The organism is Paenibacillus sp. T2-29 (genome assembly GCF_052921365.1).
Window position 1 is genome coordinate 353,675 of record NZ_JBREVE010000001.1, and the last position, 16,365, is coordinate 370,039.

Below are 16,365 nucleotides of genomic sequence, written 5' to 3' on the forward strand. Positions count from 1 at the left end.
GTTTTCCAAGCTTAGACACAATTCATGCAAGCCTTTCAATCATTCGTAGGCTCACCAGTTTCCTTCATTGTGCGAATACGTGACATAATTGCTTCTGTTGCCAGTTCAAGAGGATCTCCTTCGACATCGGCACCCTTTTGGTAAGCGTCCAAATTAACAGGTTTACCGTATATCACTTTCGTTTTACGGAAAAGCTTGTAATCACCAATAATGGCGACTGGAACGGCAGCCGCTCCACTACGCAGTGCAAAACTGGCAGCACCCTTTTTACCAATTCCCCCAGCTCCTCTGGAGCCTTCGGGAAAAATCCCCATAACCTTACCGTCACGCAAAATGTTCAATGCCAGCTTAATGGATTCCTTACTCACACCACCACGTTTGACTGGAAAAGCTCCCAGTTTGTCGATCAGTGGTCCCAGCACAGGAACATTAAACAGCTCTGCTTTGGCCATAAAGTGAACCTTTCGCTTCAGCAAAATGCCAACTGTAGGAGGGTCAAGATTACTAATATGATTAGAACACAACAGCACTCCACCCTCAGCAGGAACATTTTCCCTGCCTACCGCCTCAAGCCTAAACAGAACGCGGTAAATGAGACGCAAAATACTGGCGCATACAGTATATATCATTGGCTGATCTCTCCATCCTTCTCCGTTAAGCAATAAGATACGATCGTATCAACGACATCCTGAATGCCCATATGGGTCGTATCAAGCACGATGGCGTCCTCACTGCAACGAAGCGGGGATACCTCCCTCTCCTCATCAAACTTATCACGTGCCGCAATGTCACGTTCAAGCTGTTCCAGAGTGATATCATCAGTTTCGCTCAGTTCTTTAAAACGACGTGAGGCACGTTCCTGAACACTTGCGGTCATGAACACTTTAACTTCCGCATCGGGAAGCACAGTTGTTCCAATATCGCGTCCGTCCATAACGACACCCTTACGCGCAGCCATTTCCCGCTGGTTTTCGGTCAAGCGTGTACGTAAACCAGCAATACTTGAATACTGTGACACATTGCTAGTCACTTCCATCGAACGAATCACAGTGGTTACATCTTCCCCGTTACAATAAACCTTTTGGCCTGTGGGGTCCGGTACTAATTCAATCACCAGCTCAGGTACATGTTGAAGCACTTTTTGTACATTTTCTGCAGGAATTTCTTTGCACATCATGTACCACGTTGCTGCTCGATACATGGCTCCGGTATCTACATATACATAGGAAAGTGCTTTCGCCACCAGGCGGGCCACTGTACTTTTCCCTGCGCCAGCAGGTCCATCAATGGCTACATTTATTTTGTTAATTGAAGATGCATGTTGCCTTGCCAACAGGGAATTCCTCCTAACCTAACCTCAAGAAAAAAGCAGGCATTGCCTGCGACGTGAAAATTATACCACACATTTATAGGCGATGCAAAATAAGCGACAGGTTTACTAAAAAAGAAAAGCTTCGCATGATTACGATTTCCCCCGGAACTCTAACTGTCTTTCAAAACAATATTTAATCAGTTTTTGGCGCTCCTGATCAGCGATTTTCTCATATTTCAACATAATGAGTTTGCGGTCATTTTCCATCTGCTGAATGCGTACAATTTCAGATTGGAACGGAACATGCTCTTGAGTGCCGTTTTTATATGGAACCAAAACCCAGCAAGACAATGATTCTCCTTCTTCAAGATGATGTGAGCCCTGAGTTTGAAAAGATACGCCTCCACCTCCCACATCATGCGTCTCTGCTACAAATCTAGATTCGTTTGCACCATGCTTAACCGCAATTTCCAAGTTGGCCTTTACCCTAAGAAAGTTTCGACGCTGAATTTTGCTGATGCTGTCCGGAGCAGGCTTGTGAATGCGAACCATCCGGAGGACGTCATCTTTAAAGCCCGTAACGTGGGTATTAAAATAGTTTTTAATTCCACCCTCACTCATAAAAAATATAGACAGTTCTTCCCCAAGAAACAGCTTTTTCAAGTGTCCGCTTGTTTGTGACATGGGAATTTCAATTAGAAAGTTCTGTGAGTCCTCTTCCGCAATACGCGACTTATATTCAAAAGATTCCTCCTTCTGATCGGTACCGGCAACTTGTATGTATAACACATCATTAATTTTTGGAAACAAACGATTCACCATCCTTGTCCATTCAAAACTATAATTAAGGTATATAATACCACGACTTTGTGCCTATATTAAGCATTATATTTGCTAGAACTATGACTAAAGCACAAAAAACCTCCTTAATAAAGGAGGCTTAGAGTGACTATAGATTCATTTCAGTGTAATCAACTAGGCATTACTTGCCGTAACTTGTGCTTCATCTGAATCTTTTACTTGTTCAATCGTTTCTTCCATTCCCGTGTTCGCGTTAATGTAAATTCGATAAATGGAACCGTTAATTTTACCGCCAAATTCATAGCACAGAACTTCATTCGACAGTTCATTTTCAATTAGTGCTTTGCGGTGGTAAGTTTCGCGAAACTCAGGATTCAACTTCGCTCGCGCTTCATTTAAATTCAGTTTTGCCTGAGGAATACGACGGAGGTGACTGTGCTCATATACATAATCGCTGCATTGAAAACCAATCACTTGTCCGTTATCTAAGCCTGATCTGACTGTGATTTTTTCTGGATAGATAATCACATCCCCTTGTTGGCTCGCAAATGTAATGTTAGCTAAATTCCCGCTTTCATCATATGCTACGGGCTTCATTCCTTTGTAGCCCTTTTGTTCAAGATACTCACTTGCATAGCGAACCGCTTCATTACGAGTTGCTTTTTTAGGACCTACTGATCTCATATCATGATAAGAAATGAGCTTGCCACCCTTTTTCGTAAAATCCATTGTGGCCACAGGCTGCTGCTTATTTAGCAACGTAGCCGTAAAAGACGCCCACTCTGTTCCTTTACCATTTTCGTTCACACGAATCTGACTTTCTGGTTTTCCTGTAAAGTCAGCGGCATTCCGCTTAATTTGTCCAGCATCCACCGCCGGGAGACTCAACTTTTTCACTGAGCGCTTATCATAGATGCTCGCAACAGACGGTCCCCAATCCAGTTCTTTGTAGTTCTCTACTTTTTTGTCCACGGTTTTGAAGCCATCAATAATGGTGTTGTCTTTCGGTCCAGTTTGAGAACCTGCCGCCATATCCACATCCATCCAACGCAAGTTTTTGCTAATGACCTTTTGCTGCACCTCATGCATGTTTTTCGAAATTTCCTTGGAATTGTTATACAACGTTTTCAGATTCGAAATTTCTTTCTCGTTTAAAGGCTCGTGATCCAGATCACGAACAGCGGTCTGATACGAAAATGCAGATAGATGTGACAGCAAATCTTTAGCATGATTAAAAGGCATTACATTGAGAGGCAACTGATTAACCTCATTTTGGGCTTCACTTGCAATTCTCCACACGTTCATCAAGCATTTGCGGTGCATTGCGTGTGAAGTAGTATGGACAGCAACCGCGTTACCGAGTTGGGAATGCAACTGATCCATATGAAACGACAAATCGTGAAACGCACGCTGGTATTGATTTTCCGCTTTAATTGACATTCTATTTGCCTGAGAAGACACCTCTCTTCTCATCTGGCTTTGCTGATAACCCCACACAAATGCTCCTATCATAATCAGGGTAACCACCGGGAACAATACGGCACTAAGTCGCTTATACATATTGGGAGTCTCCTTTCTTCAAATACACTACCGATAGTGTGACAAGAAGAAAGCTCTCTTATGCATGGTTTTCCATGACTTCAACAATAAACTCACAGTTATCGCAAATACAGCGTTTAAAGCCGGTCTGAATCTGCCCTTGCTCCATTCGCCCTCTCAGCACAAAGCGTTCTCCGCATCTTTTACAATGAATTCTTACTTTTATACGCAAAAAAGACACCTCTTTCTCTAACAGGTTTGTCAGATCAGTGTGTCCCATTTCGTTACATATTAACCTTTTCTTCCCGTTTTAACATTCGAAAAGGAGAACGATTATTCGCTCGACTGATTTTTGCCATCCCTCCATACCATAGAAATGCCATCAGTGGAATGATAAACCAGATCCAGTCGTGTGAAAATTTCGTTAAAATTAAATCATATACTCCGTGCCAAAACCATGGAAGCACTAATGACAGAAGCAGCATATATTTACTCTTCAGGTCTACCGAAAACTTGGCTTTCCCCATATAGTAGCCCATCATAACGCCAAACATCGCATGACCGGATACCGGTAGCAATGATCTCATTAACATCATGCTGATCGAAGCATGCCCCGCCCAGGCATATAGCAGATTTTCAACCGTGGCAAACCCGAGTGAGACTGCAGCTGCATACAATATCCCGTCATAAGGCTCGTCGAACTCCGTATGGTTATAGATGATGTGATACAGCAGGAACCATTTAAAAAACTCTTCCACTCCAGCGGAAATACCGAACACCTGAATTAAAGTGTCATCTCCTAGCCAAATCAGCAGCCCACGTTGAAAAATCATGACCGGAAGCACCACTAAAAAACCGAGCAAAAATACTTTAATAACCATGTGCAGGGGCTCCGAATCATAGCGATCCTTTAAGTAAAAGTACATCAATAAGGCGAGACCCGGCGCTGTAGCTGCCGCTAAAACAGAAAACAGAAGCACCGATCATCCCTCCATAAAAATGAGTCGGCCCTGCTTTCAGCGCAGAGCCGACAAATTAACTTCATTATCACTTTCTAAACCAAATCAAGAACGGCTGTCAAAATGGGTGCAAATGACAGCAACTGCCTGTTCAGGAATGACCAGCTTGCCATACTCTTCCAGCATAGCTGGTGTTACGGATGAACCTTCTCCAAATTCTGCCAGAATCGCAATTAAGGCTGCTAGCTTGGACTCTTCTACTTCTTCTGGCTCCAAATGCAAAATCCATTTTCCTCTATAATGATACAGCTTACCTGCTTCCGTAGTGTTGCTGCGGAGCATATGAGCCGCTTCTATGAGTACTTCGAAATCGCTAAACGCGTAAACGATGGAATCACTGTGCTCCATTGTGACTTCCATTTCGTAGACTTCCTCTGGAAGCTCCTCATCGGGACCCGAACCGTACTGCTGGTGATCGTATTTTCCCCGAGTGACGATAACAACCATTCCCTGAGCAGGAAGCGCAAAGACTTCAACAGCTAACGGTCCCGTGGCATCGAAGCCCAGTTCGCTGTATGCCTGATCCATCATTTCAGTAAACAGCTCATGAACCCTTGGAATTTCTTGCCACATATCATCCTTTTGGATACCCCGTTCGCTCAAATCGTCAAAGGTAAGGAAAATCCGTATCTTGTCCTGACTTAATCTTTCTATTTTCATACTGGACCCTCCTCCTGGCAGCCGAGTGTTATTAGCAGATTATGATTCAAAATATGATGCCTGTGATGAAAATGGTTCTATGTAATCATGTTATCATTTTATAATCGTAAATGCACGAATAAAAATGATAAAAAAAAGAATCATTTGAACGGCTTTAACAAAAAAGCCGCAAAATGATTCGGAATAGAGGTTTCGGGTTACAATCCCGGTACGGCTGTATGAGTTTCTTTCAGTATTTGCTCGACCTCACGTTTAACATCGGGACTTGTGCTTATAAACTCTTTAATCAACTTCATATTTTCTTCTTTGCTCTTGGCAGTTTGGGCGTTATGAACGGTTTTATTTGCTTGTGAACGATGATCATGATCCTTGTGGGTGTCTTGTGTATTCAGCGCAATATCACCCATGCCTGGAAAAGCGGCGTCCATCATTTTTGTACGAGCTTTCTGCACCAAATTTCCGCCTTTTTTTCCGCCCATGTCCATGGATAAGCCCAAACCATTGCGGTTACGAGAGATCAGAGAGCTTGCGACAGCCCCCAAGACGATTCCCAGGAAAAATGAAGATGTTTTCACAATTAGAACCTCCCTTTGTGGTAGAATCAAGCATAGTGTTCGTCAGCAGAGACAAACTCATACGGTATAAATATAGGAAGGTGAGATGAATTAATGGGTACAAAAACAGCAGTCATTTTGCTAACAGCATGTCTGCTGCTTAGTGCTTGCACTGCGACGAAGCCGGAATCTGCGGATTCCAATAACCATCAGGATTCAGTAACTTCTGATTCAAGTAACAGTGCCAAAGATCAGAGCAGTATATCTTCCCCAAAAGGAAGCAGTAAGCAAGCAGACAGTGATGAGCAAAAATCAGTGAGTACAACAAATACACAAAATGACAAAACCGCCGTTGGGAGCAACGGAACTACAGTTTCGACAACTGCGGTTACCACTAACAAAATGTATCACTTGGACAAAGCTTATAATGTAATTCCTAACCAACAAGGTGCCGAAAAAAAAGTGGTGTTGCTGACTTTTGATGATGGTCCGAAGGAAGCCGTCATGATTAACAAAATCATAGATACATTGGATAAGCACAAGGCAAAGGCGATTTTCTTCGTAAACGGTTATCGTGTAAAAGAACATCCTGAGTTGCTTAAGCTCATCCATGATCGTGGACAGCCCATTGGCAACCATAGCTGGGACCACATCGTTCTCAAGAACAAGTCTGAGGCTGAGGTCAAAAAACAGATTGAAACGGTACAAAAAATCGTTAAAGATACTACAGGCCAAGCACCCGTATTCTTTCGTCCGCCTCATGGTGCTGGTGGAGACGTAGGTCGCAAGGTGGCGAAGGAAAATGGGCTCTTATATATGACATGGTCCGTTGGTTCTCTGGACTGGACGATGAAAAAAAATCAACCTCATAAAACGGAGACACTTCTCAAAAACGTAACAGAACAACTTCATCCAGGCAGCAATATTTTGATGCATGAACTGCCATGGACAGCGGAGGCACTGGACAGTCTATTGACGCGCCTTGAGCAGAAGGGTTATCAATTTGTCGATCCACAAAGCATTGAGATTCCTGCCAGTTAATAGTCACTTGTGCATATGCTCGTATGGTCAAATGTAGATGACGTAAAAATAAATAATGTAAAAAGGCCTCCATCTCCACATAACTTGTGGGAGATCGAGGCCTTTTTAGAGTAACGTTGCACGCACGTACTAGACACAAGCTGTCACAATGCCTTTATATCACCACAGCATTTCACTAATGGGTGGTGCACCCTTAATTCCCCACCATAGTAACGCTGCTGTAATAAGCACAAAAAGAGTGCTCAAAAAATTTAAAAACCACTTACTTACCCGAATACGGCGGGACGGAAACATTTCTGTCCGTGTTCGGTACTCACTGGCAGGAATGTCTTCCTCCATTGTCACAGCAACTTCTGGTGCAGCGGCAACGTCAGCCAATTCTGGCATGGGCCGTGAAGCACGGGAGCGAACCGGTTTGGGCTTTGACCTGTCCTCCTCCTTGCCTTTGCGACCATTTCGGCGGCTACCATAGGTCTGCACTCTGCTAAGTTCCTGATTCATTCTTCATACCTCCGAAAACGTAACGCTAAGCCAGATATAAGGTCAATCACAAAATGACAAATGATTGGTGCCCACAGGCTGCCTGTCTGCACATATATATATCCCAATCCATAACTGCTAAGGAAAACCCAGCCCGTGGGAATCCAATGCCGTAAATATCGGATATGAATAACCGCAAACAAAATGCTTGTCCAATAAGGACCAAAGCTGTACTGAATCGCACCTCTAAACAAAAGTTCCTCACAGATGGAAACGATAGCAGCTATACAAATAATATGCCAAACCGGTCGATTTTGAAACAGCATTTGATTAATACCACCGTCATCCATGGCATCCTCAGGCATGATCCGAGATAGCAGCAGATCCACTAATAGCATAGCGGCCGCCAGTCCCAATCCCCACCATAAGACGTGTACAGTGTTGGGCAATGCAAACAGTTCAAACACATTTCTTTTCTGAAATATAATCCAGATTGCGCCAATCAGCAGGGTCAGACCCTGAGTTAGATACAAATTGTAAAGCAGCAAGCGGTCGTTCAATTGATGAATTTGCGCTCTTTTCCATTTCACTTTAAGCTTTTTCATAGTTAGTTAGTCCTCTGCTTAGTCTTCTTTAGCATCATAGCCAAAAAGTCGGGCGGATTCAAGAAGACTTAAATCTTAATTTTTCCGCATTCTGTAGCTATGTATCTAGTCGTCTATCCACACATGTCGCATGTCCTATTGACATGCCCATGTAAGCCATGATACATTATGAAAAAATTATTAGCGACAACAACAATGATGGAGAAAAGGTATTGATTTCGTCCTCAGAGAACCGGTGCTTGGGTGGAAGCCGGTGGCGAAGTAACTACTTTCAGCGCTCCTGAGTTATTGCATCGAGGTCTAGGATTTTCCGACATTAGATGCAATCGGCAGAAAACCGTTATCCTTTCGGTCATTATATGACCGCTGAAGGCAGTCCATTGCGAAATGGCTGCGAATTAGGGTGGTACCACGATAACTCTCGTCCCTTACTATGGAGATAGTATGTGATTCGGGAGTTTTTTTGATGCCCGAAAACCATAAAGCGACTCCGCATAAGGCCTTTGGTTGTCAGTTTGGTGCAAAATACTATTTTATTCCTTTTCTGCGTCAATGCGTTATCACACTAGTGTTTCGACCGCTCTCCTGTACTTTTTAGAAGCATTTCAAGTTTTTTCATGTTCTTTATGGAATGTATTTCAGTTTGAAGTACATCCTGTCCATAAAAGAAGTTAACTTTGAGGAGGAAACCAAATGTTTAAAGTGTTAGTATCCGATCCAATCAGTGACCTGGGCATTCAGCAGCTGATGGATGCAGACGATGTCACGGTGGACAAGAACACAGGTCTCAGCGAGGATGAATTGGTTCAAATTATTGGTGACTATGACGCATTACTCGTCCGAAGCCAAACCCGGGTAACCGAACGCATCATGGCGGCAGGTAAAAACCTCAAGGTTGTCGGACGTGCCGGGGTCGGAGTGGACAACATCGACCTTGAAGCAGCAACACAACGCGGGATTATCGTTATTAATGCTCCTGACGGCAATACCATTACGACATGTGAGCACACTTTTGCCATGATGATGGCACTGGCTCGCCATATTCCACAGGCTTACGCTAAAACCATCGGTGGTACATGGGATCGTAAAACATTCCTCGGTGTCGAACTGCGTAACAAAACACTTGGAGTCCTCGGCATGGGACGTATCGGCAGTGAGGTAGCTAAACGCGCCAAAGCATTTGGCATGAGCATCCTCGGTTATGATCCGTTTCTGACTGAAGAACGCGCTGAGAAGCTGGGCATCAAGCTGGCCAGCGTGGACGAAATTATCCGCAACGCAGATTTCATGACCGTACACACGCCATTAACACCAGAAACCAAGCATATGATCGCACGTCCGCAGTTTGAAGTGATGAAGAAAGGAATGCGCATCATCAACTGTGCCCGAGGCGGAGTTATCGATGAAATGGCACTTGTTGAAGCTATTGATGAAGGTATCGTTGCCGGTGCAGCCTTTGACGTATTCGAGTCGGAACCACCAGCACAGGATCATCCGTTCCTGAGCCATCCAAAAATTATCGTTACACCACATCTGGGTGCATCGACTGTCGAAGCTCAGGAGAACGTGGCGATCGACGTGTCTGAGCAGGTGCTGCATATTTTACGGGATGAGCCGTTTAAAAATGCGGTCAACATGCCTCCAGTACCATCCAATGTCATGACGCAATTGCAGCCATATTTCTCACTCGGAGAGAAGCTGGGCAGCTTTGCCGCTCAGATCACCAACCAGGCTGTACGTGAAATCCAGGTGGATTACGCTGGCGATTTGTCTTCTGTGGATACACAGCCGCTCACACGTTATATTTTGAAAGGCGTACTTAGCCGTCATCTGGGCAGCGATGTGAACATCGTAAACTCTGTGCATCTTGCCAAAACACGTGACGTTCATCTCATTGTCTCTCAGGCGCCTGCCACCAAGGGCTTTACCAACCTGATCACCGTTACGCTCAAAACGCAAAGCGGCGAAGAACAACGTGTTTCCGGCACCCTGCTCGCAGGCTATGGTGAACGTATTGTTCGATTGAACCAGTTCCCGGTAGATGTGGCACCGGAGGCTCATTTCCTGCTCATCTCACACAATGATAAACCCGGCATTATCGGCCGTGTCGGCACCTTGCTTGGGGAGAACAGCGTCAACATCGCTTCTATGCAAGTAGGTCGTAAAATTGTTGGCGGTGAAGCTATCATGATCCTGACCGTTGACAAAGCTGTGCCTAAAGACGTGCTGATTCAACTCGTAGGCTTGCCAGAACTGAATACTGCCCAAGAAGTAGTGCTGGATTAGTTCCAGTCAGTGTGAAAACTTCCTTGGTTTTATTTATAAAGAGAGGCGCCCGGCTACCGAGGCGCCTTTTCTTATACCCTTATCTAACATAGAAGCATCCATCTTGAAACTGAATGTTCCACGTTGAACAAGATAAATGTTGATTTTTCAACAAAAAGCATCCTCTTCCGAGGATGCCTGCAAACTGGGACATATGAGCCGTCGTTATAAGCTTGTTACAGAGCCCTGTCTTGTTTTATTGGTGATTGGCAGCAAAATAGTAAATTCCGTCCCTTCTCCCAGCACGCTAGCAGCTGAGACAGAGCCTCCGTGAGCCTCTACGATGTTTCTAACAATGGCAAGCCCCAGCCCAGTCCCTTTGTCCTCACCACGTACTCTAGCCTTGTCTGCCTTGTAGAAGCGGTCAAAAATATAAGGTAGGTCCTCACTGGCAATGCCCACACCTTCATCTTTAATACGAATGCGGATTAACTCATTCCGTTCTCCCCGAATTTGATCCGCCGCAATGGTAACTTTTTTCCCAGAGGGTGTATGTCTGAACGCATTATCCAGCAAATTGGTCAACACCTGCTCCAGTCGGTCTTCATCTGCCTCAGGCAACAGCAAGTGTTGATCTGACTCATAATAATCGAGTATCAGTCCCCGTTCCTTGGAACGAACCGTAAATTTCCGGTGAACACGCTCGATCAGTTCATTTACGTCCACTTCCTGACGGTACATGTCTGTATGACCTGCCTCCATTCGGGCCAGATCCAGCAGATCCTTGACTAATCTTCCCATACGCAATGATTCATCATGGATAACCTGTACTAGCTCCTCAGACTCTTCCGGTGAACCTGCCATGCCGTCCAGCAAAGCCTCACTGTATCCCTGCATCATAGATAAGGGTGTACGGATTTCATGGGATACATTGGCTACAAAATCGCTACGCATCTTCTCAAGTTTTACTTCTTCTGTAATATCTCTAAGTACAGCTACTGCACCACGAATAGCGTTATCTGTATACAGCGGCGCCATTTGCACTGACCACGAGCCTTTCTTGACATGGATGTAGTCTCCGACATCCTCGCCTCTGTCCATAACCGTATGGAACAAAGGCAGCAAAGGCTCAGGCACAGAAGCTCCGAATTCCTCCAGATCACGCCCCTGCCACTCCAGCTTTTCCCAAATATCCAGCAAACTTTGTGCAGGCGGATTCGTCAAGATGATTTGTCCACTTCTGTCGAAGGTAAATACGGCATCAGACATACTTCGCAGCACACTGGATAAGTGGTTTTTCTCCTCATTCAGACTGCGGATCGTCGCTTCCAGTTCCGTAGACATATGGTTAAAAGTTTTCGCCAGCTCTCCAATTTCATCGCTGGTCACCAGCGAAAGCCGAGTATCATACCTTCCCTCACGGATGGCATTCGCCGCCTGAATCAACAGCTGCATAGGCTGTGTGATTTTAGTAAAAAGAAATAGAGCAAAAAAGGTCGTCAATAAAAATCCGACAATACATGTATAGGTGAATAAATGCTTGATCTCCGTCGATTCATGTGCTGCAAAATTTCTGTTGATGTACGGCAATAAAAAAAGCCCCAGAAAAATAAGCACAGAACCTACAAGACAAATGATGGTGATCCACAGCTTGCCTACCAGCGATCTCCAGAAGTTCACGTTATTTTGGAACCTCCAGCTTATAACCTACGCCCCATACGGTCGTAATCATAGCCGCTGCCTCTGGTGATACCTTATTCAGCTTTTCACGAAGCCGTTTCACATGCGTGTCCACGGTGCGTAGATCACCAAAAAATTCGTAATTCCAAACATCTTTCAGCAGTTCTTCGCGTGAGAAGACTTTATCTGGCGACACCGCCAAATAATGCAACAGCTCGTACTCTTTAGGCGTTAGACTGATTTCAATTCCGCCTGCAGTTACCCGGTGTGCATCATGCTCAATAATAAGATTTGGAAAAACAATACTATTGCTTGGCACAGCCTCTTTCGTTAAAAAAGCAGTCTCCGACGACCGTCGTAAAATTGCCTTTACCCGATAAATGACCTCTCGCGGGCTAAAGGGCTTGACCACGTAATCATCAGCTCCGACTTCGAAGCCTTGCACGCGGTTCACTTCCTCGCCTTTGGCTGTCAGCATAATCACAGGTGTAGATTTGGTTTGGCGCAGCCGTGTACACACTTCAATCCCGTCCATACCCGGAAGCATCACATCGAGCAAAATAATACTGTAATCGCTTGCAGTCGCTTTTTGGAGAGCAATCTCGCCATCCTCAGCTTCTTCAATCTCGTATCCTTCTTTTTCTAGATACATCCGCAGAAGGCGGCGAATGCGTTCTTCATCATCTACAATTAATATGCGGTTGCTTTGTTCTGACATATTCCCAGCCCCTTCGCTAAAAAAAGCATTCTCTCTATTTTACTATTTTCCCGTGCTTGGTCAAACTTTACTCTCATCCAATAGTCTCTTTACGCCAAAAAGGCCGGGGTTATGACCCCCGTCCTGTCCGTTTCTTTTTCGTGTTGTCTGATTTGGCAAGTTGAATGAGACGGTTGATTTCGTCCTTGGTTAGGGGTCTGGTGAGACCACGCTTCAAGTTTTGCAGCAATAGATCCCCAAAAGCAATCCGCTTGAGTTTGATGACTGGGTGCGAAATGGCCTCAAACATCCGTCTTACCTGGCGATTTCTGCCTTCATAAATGGTAATCTGGATCACAGATTCCTTACCGTCCGGATCTACATCCTTATATTCTACCTCGGCCGGTGCAGTAATACCATCCTCCAGCACGATTCCTTTTTTCAGCTTGTCCAGCTCAGTACCGTGCGGAACGCCTTTGACTGTAGCCACATACGTCTTCGGCACATGATGCTTGGGATGGGTGAGCAGATTGGCGAACTCTCCGTCATTGGTAAGCAACAGCAGCCCTTCGGTGTCGTAATCAAGACGTCCGACCGGATATACGCGTTCCTTGACGCCTTTTAGATAGTCAGACACAATTTTGCGACCTTCCGGATCGGAAGCACTTGTAATGACCCCTTTGGGTTTGTTCATCATCAAATAGATTTTTTTCTCAGTTTTGATCGGGCGTCCCTTTACTGTAATCATATCTTGATCAGGGTCTGCTTTCGTTCCCAGCTCAGTTACGGTAACCCCGTTTACTTCCACACTGCCCGCCTGAATAAGCTCCTCACATTTACGTCTGGAAGCTACACCGGCTTGGGCCAATATTTTCTGCAATCTTTCCATGTTCGCTAATTCACCTCATGCTAATGATACCCATCCATGAGCAAAATCACAACCCCCGTTCAAAAAACGATGCAAAATTCAAAATACAAGCAAACAAATGGCAATAGCCGCCACAAAACCAACCACATCTGAAAATAGTCCCACCTTCAAGGCATATCGTCCATTGCGGATACCTACCGCACCAAAATATACAGTTAATACATACAGTGTCGTATCTGTGCTGCCCTGAATCGTTGAAGCAATCCGACCGATCATGGAATCGGGACCATAAGTGCGAATTAGATCCGTCGTGAACGCAAGTGAACCAGTGCCCGTCAATGGACGGAGCAAGCCTAAAGGCAGCACCTCGCCAGGTACGCCCCAGTTTTTAATCCACGGGGTTACCCAGGATATTACATAGTCCAAAGCGCCGGATGCTCGAAAAATGCTAATCGCCACCATCATGCCTACAAGATGAGGAATAATGCTGATGGCGGTAGAAAAGCCGTCTTTGGCTCCATCTACAAAAGAATCGTAGACAGGGACCTTTTTGGCATATGCATATAAAGGAATAAAAGCAAGAATAACCGGGATGGCCCAAGTCGATACGAGGTTAATAAAATTCAGCATGCCTCCCTCATCCTTTCCAAGTGGTTTCCCTGCCCTTGGTAGCTGTGATTCGCGTTCGCGGCACGGCAGGTGAAGATATGGGCGGTACATGTGAAGAAGCCACAGATGTTGGTGCTTGCGTGGTACGTGGCGCCAAGGAGGTCTGGGATGGCGGATTCGCTGGAGGACGGCGGCGCAATTCTCGACTACGATACCAACGATCCGCCGCAATGGCAGCAAAGGTGGCTATTGCGGTCGCCACCAGTGTCGTTCCGACGATTTCTGCCGGGTGTGCGGAATGAAAATTTAGCCGAATGGCGATCAACGTAGTAGGAATAAGCGTAATGCTGGCTGTATTCAGTGCTAGCAGCGTACACATGGCAGGTGTAGCGGTTTGCTTATCAGGATTGAGCGTCTGTAACTCTTGCATCGCTTTGATCCCCATGGGCGTTGCTGCATTCCCCAGTCCGAGCAGATTGGCGCTCATATTGGACAAAATGTAGCCCATAGCGGGATGATTACGCGGAACATCAGGAAAGAGAAAGGCGACCAAAGGAGAAAGCAGCTTAGATATTTTCTGCAAGAGCCCACCGTCTTCAGCCAACCTCATCATGCCCATCCAGAATACCAGCACACTTATCAGTCCAAAGCATACTGTAACACCCGTAGTTGCCCCGTCAAAAGCCGCCTTCGTCACCACCTCTATATTTCCCTGTGCGGCTGCAAATACAAATCCTATACAAATCAAAGCCACCCATATGAGATGAATCATGACTGATTCCCCCTTTTCCCAATGATGTGACACCGCAGCTTTATAACATCAAGCCTACTTGCCTTATGATCTGAACAGATTTTTAAGAATTTCATTCCATTTGCTCGTCCAACCTCGTGGCTGAGTATGGTTTGCAGGAACTTGTGCAGTCGGAGCCTCCTGCTGTGGATGTACAATAGTTTGAGTAGGCAGCTTACTACCTTTTTCATATACAGGAACAGAACCGATCAATTTACCTTCCAGTAAAAATTCGACCCGTCCTCGTAAACCAAAAGACACGTCAGCTCTATCCGCCGAAGCGGAATTTTTAAACAACACCAGTCTTTTGTGCAATTGAGTCTTCTCACCATCATGTAGAGGATAAGAAAAACTCGCCCCTGTCAAGAGGGGGTAACCATCAATAGGCTGCTGCTTGTCCGTAATCGGAATGAGAGGATAATATCGAAAGCCGTAATCAAGCATACGGGCATGGTCATTCCAATCGTCCCCGTCATTCAAGGTAACAGCAGCGAGCTGGCGCCCCTCACGCGTAGCTGAGCTGACCAGGCAACGAAACGCTTTTTTAGTAAAGCCTGTTTTTACACCGTCAGCTCCCTCATACAGCCGCAGCATTTTGTTTTTATTATGCCATGAATAGTCCCAGGAATCGTTGGGGTTCGGTGCTTTCTTCAGTTCTGTTTTTACGATACGGGCAAAAGTTGGGTTATGCAGCGCATAAGCAGTGAGCCGGGCCATATCGTTGGCTGAGGAATAATGTCCATCGGCATCCAGCCCATGAGGATTAGCAAAATGCGTATGGTTTAGCCCAAGCTGAACCGCCTTGTCATTCATTAAATGGACAAATCCCTCCTCTGTCCCCCCAACATGCTCGGCAATGGCAGAAGCTGCATCATTACCCGAACGGAGCATTAAGCCGTATAGCATATTTTCCAGCGTCATTTGTTCACCCATTTGCAGAAAAAGCGAGGAGCCTTCTTTGGCATACGCCGTTGAACTCACTTTTACTCGGTCCTGCAAGCGTCCATGTTCAATGGCTACAATAGCCGTCATAATTTTGGTTAGGCTAGCTATTCGGAGCTCCCGGTCACCTTCAGCTGAATATATGATCCGTCCTGATGTGACATCAATTAAAGAAGCAGCCTGTGCATGAGTTCCTAACGCGGGTGGTGTTGCTTCTGTTGTCACCGCTCCCAGAACAGGCTGTGGACTCAGCAATGTAAGCGGCAATGACAAAACAAGCATAAGCGCTAGCGGTAAAACAAATGCGCGTGCCTTATTCTTAAAATGGCTGTGGTCCGCATGGATATGTTGTTTTTTTTTAAACATTTGGATTCCTCCGGTTTTGAGCAAGTCTTGTACCATTCTATGTCCAAGCTGTTCAAAGTATGTCCACCTTTATAACAGAAAATTCCTTGTACAGGACAGTCATTAGCCGCTCCTCTTTTGCTTTCTTTCTATGTTAA

The 16,365-nt window shown here is 45.3% G+C and carries 17 protein-coding genes and 1 other annotated feature; of the genes, 2 read left to right on the forward strand and 15 right to left on the reverse strand.

Annotated features, from left to right (window positions below):
- Positions 1 to 35 precede the first annotated feature (35 nt).
- From ACU1JV_RS02095 to ACU1JV_RS02125, 7 genes are all read right to left on the reverse strand, one after another.
- Positions 36 to 629, reverse strand: coding sequence for a lysophospholipid acyltransferase family protein (locus ACU1JV_RS02095; protein WP_064962972.1), 594 nt, complete (start codon positions 627 to 629; stop codon positions 36 to 38).
- Entirely contained in the window at positions 626 to 1,333 is a 708-nt protein-coding gene (gene cmk, locus ACU1JV_RS02100; protein ID WP_040103475.1) for a (d)CMP kinase, read from the reverse strand. Before cmk ends, ACU1JV_RS02095 begins: the two co-directional genes overlap by 4 nt.
- Positions 1,334 to 1,462: 129 nt before the next feature.
- Complete coding sequence (locus tag ACU1JV_RS02105) at positions 1,463 to 2,122, reverse strand: flagellar brake protein (protein WP_013371702.1); 660 nt, start codon at positions 2,120 to 2,122, stop codon at positions 1,463 to 1,465.
- 165 nt (positions 2,123 to 2,287) lie between these two features.
- A complete protein-coding gene (gene ypeB / locus ACU1JV_RS02110; RefSeq protein WP_013371703.1) occupies positions 2,288 to 3,673 on the reverse strand; it encodes a germination protein YpeB in 1,386 nt (461 codons plus the stop codon).
- Between the two features lie 263 nt (positions 3,674 to 3,936).
- Entirely contained in the window at positions 3,937 to 4,632 is a 696-nt protein-coding gene (gene prsW, locus ACU1JV_RS02115) for a glutamic-type intramembrane protease PrsW (RefSeq protein WP_013371705.1), read from the reverse strand.
- Positions 4,633 to 4,716: 84 nt separating this feature from the next.
- A complete protein-coding gene (locus tag ACU1JV_RS02120; protein WP_013371706.1) occupies positions 4,717 to 5,331 on the reverse strand; it encodes a genetic competence negative regulator in 615 nt (204 codons plus the stop codon).
- A gap of 197 nt (positions 5,332 to 5,528) precedes the next feature.
- Positions 5,529 to 5,906, reverse strand: a complete 378-nt coding sequence (locus tag ACU1JV_RS02125; protein ID WP_064962968.1) for a hypothetical protein — start codon at positions 5,904 to 5,906, stop codon at positions 5,529 to 5,531.
- A gap of 93 nt (positions 5,907 to 5,999) precedes the next feature.
- Between ACU1JV_RS02125 and ACU1JV_RS02130 the strand changes: the two genes are divergently transcribed.
- Complete coding sequence (locus ACU1JV_RS02130) at positions 6,000 to 6,926, forward strand: polysaccharide deacetylase family protein (RefSeq protein WP_058829738.1); 927 nt, start codon at positions 6,000 to 6,002, stop codon at positions 6,924 to 6,926.
- Positions 6,927 to 7,085: 159 nt separating this feature from the next.
- On the opposite strand, the gene ACU1JV_RS02135 is transcribed toward ACU1JV_RS02130, so the two are convergent.
- Together ACU1JV_RS02135 and ACU1JV_RS02140 are read right to left on the reverse strand one after the other, a co-directional pair.
- Positions 7,086 to 7,427, reverse strand: coding sequence for a hypothetical protein (locus ACU1JV_RS02135; protein ID WP_058711104.1), 342 nt, complete (start codon positions 7,425 to 7,427; stop codon positions 7,086 to 7,088).
- Positions 7,424 to 8,011 (reverse strand): type II CAAX endopeptidase family protein, encoded by a 588-nt coding sequence (locus tag ACU1JV_RS02140; protein WP_013371710.1) that lies wholly within the window; start codon positions 8,009 to 8,011, stop codon positions 7,424 to 7,426. The genes ACU1JV_RS02135 and ACU1JV_RS02140 overlap by 4 nt, the downstream gene beginning before the upstream one ends.
- A 186-nt stretch (positions 8,012 to 8,197) precedes the next feature.
- Positions 8,198 to 8,443 (forward strand) — a binding site (T-box leader).
- Between the two features lie 261 nt (positions 8,444 to 8,704).
- Between ACU1JV_RS02140 and serA the strand changes: the two genes are divergently transcribed.
- On the forward strand, positions 8,705 to 10,297 hold the full coding sequence (gene serA / locus ACU1JV_RS02145) for a phosphoglycerate dehydrogenase (RefSeq protein WP_013371711.1): 1,593 nt from the start codon (positions 8,705 to 8,707) through the stop codon (positions 10,295 to 10,297).
- 204 nt (positions 10,298 to 10,501) lie between these two features.
- Here serA and ACU1JV_RS02150 read toward each other — a convergent pair whose 3' ends face one another.
- The 6 genes from ACU1JV_RS02150 to ACU1JV_RS02175 form a co-directional block, all read right to left on the reverse strand.
- Entirely contained in the window at positions 10,502 to 11,956 is a 1,455-nt protein-coding gene (locus ACU1JV_RS02150; protein WP_413986567.1) for a sensor histidine kinase, read from the reverse strand.
- 1 nt (position 11,957) lies between these two features.
- Positions 11,958 to 12,674: a response regulator transcription factor gene (locus tag ACU1JV_RS02155; protein ID WP_013371713.1), complete on the reverse strand. Its 717-nt coding sequence runs from the start codon at positions 12,672 to 12,674 to the stop codon at positions 11,958 to 11,960.
- Positions 12,675 to 12,783: 109 nt separating this feature from the next.
- A complete protein-coding gene (locus tag ACU1JV_RS02160) occupies positions 12,784 to 13,542 on the reverse strand; it encodes a pseudouridine synthase (protein ID WP_413986568.1) in 759 nt (252 codons plus the stop codon).
- 78 nt (positions 13,543 to 13,620) lie between these two features.
- Complete coding sequence (locus ACU1JV_RS02165; protein WP_014599983.1) at positions 13,621 to 14,151, reverse strand: spore maturation protein; 531 nt, start codon at positions 14,149 to 14,151, stop codon at positions 13,621 to 13,623.
- Between the two features lie 7 nt (positions 14,152 to 14,158).
- Positions 14,159 to 14,902, reverse strand: a complete 744-nt coding sequence (locus ACU1JV_RS02170) for a nucleoside recognition domain-containing protein (RefSeq protein WP_413986569.1) — start codon at positions 14,900 to 14,902, stop codon at positions 14,159 to 14,161.
- A 63-nt stretch (positions 14,903 to 14,965) separates the two neighbouring features.
- Positions 14,966 to 16,228 carry a D-alanyl-D-alanine carboxypeptidase family protein gene (locus tag ACU1JV_RS02175; RefSeq protein ID WP_064962964.1) on the reverse strand — a complete coding sequence of 421 codons (1,263 nt, stop codon included), beginning with the start codon at positions 16,226 to 16,228 and terminating at the stop codon, positions 14,966 to 14,968.
- Between the last annotated feature and the right edge of the window lie 137 nt (positions 16,229 to 16,365).

Bases quoted from the DNA above. Each gene is read 5' to 3' on its own strand.
- ACU1JV_RS02175 (WP_064962964.1), bottom strand. From the start codon at position 16,228: ATGTTTAAAAAAAAACAACATATCCATGCGGACCACAGCCATTTTAAG.
- ACU1JV_RS02165 (WP_014599983.1), bottom strand. From the start codon at position 14,151: ATGCTGAATTTTATTAACCTCGTATCGACTTGGGCCATCCCGGTTATT.
- ypeB (WP_013371703.1), bottom strand. From the start codon at position 3,673: ATGTATAAGCGACTTAGTGCCGTATTGTTCCCGGTGGTTACCCTGATT.
- ACU1JV_RS02135 (WP_058711104.1), bottom strand. From the start codon at position 7,427: ATGAATCAGGAACTTAGCAGAGTGCAGACCTATGGTAGCCGCCGAAAT.
- ACU1JV_RS02130 (WP_058829738.1), top strand. From the start codon at position 6,000: ATGGGTACAAAAACAGCAGTCATTTTGCTAACAGCATGTCTGCTGCTT.
- serA (WP_013371711.1), top strand. From the start codon at position 8,705: ATGTTTAAAGTGTTAGTATCCGATCCAATCAGTGACCTGGGCATTCAG.
- ACU1JV_RS02120 (WP_013371706.1), bottom strand. From the start codon at position 5,331: ATGAAAATAGAAAGATTAAGTCAGGACAAGATACGGATTTTCCTTACC.
- ACU1JV_RS02155 (WP_013371713.1), bottom strand. From the start codon at position 12,674: ATGTCAGAACAAAGCAACCGCATATTAATTGTAGATGATGAAGAACGC.
- ACU1JV_RS02095 (WP_064962972.1), bottom strand. From the start codon at position 629: ATGATATATACTGTATGCGCCAGTATTTTGCGTCTCATTTACCGCGTT.
- ACU1JV_RS02160 (WP_413986568.1), bottom strand. From the start codon at position 13,542: ATGGAAAGATTGCAGAAAATATTGGCCCAAGCCGGTGTAGCTTCCAGA.
- ACU1JV_RS02140 (WP_013371710.1), bottom strand. From the start codon at position 8,011: ATGAAAAAGCTTAAAGTGAAATGGAAAAGAGCGCAAATTCATCAATTG.
- ACU1JV_RS02170 (WP_413986569.1), bottom strand. From the start codon at position 14,902: ATGATTCATCTCATATGGGTGGCTTTGATTTGTATAGGATTTGTATTT.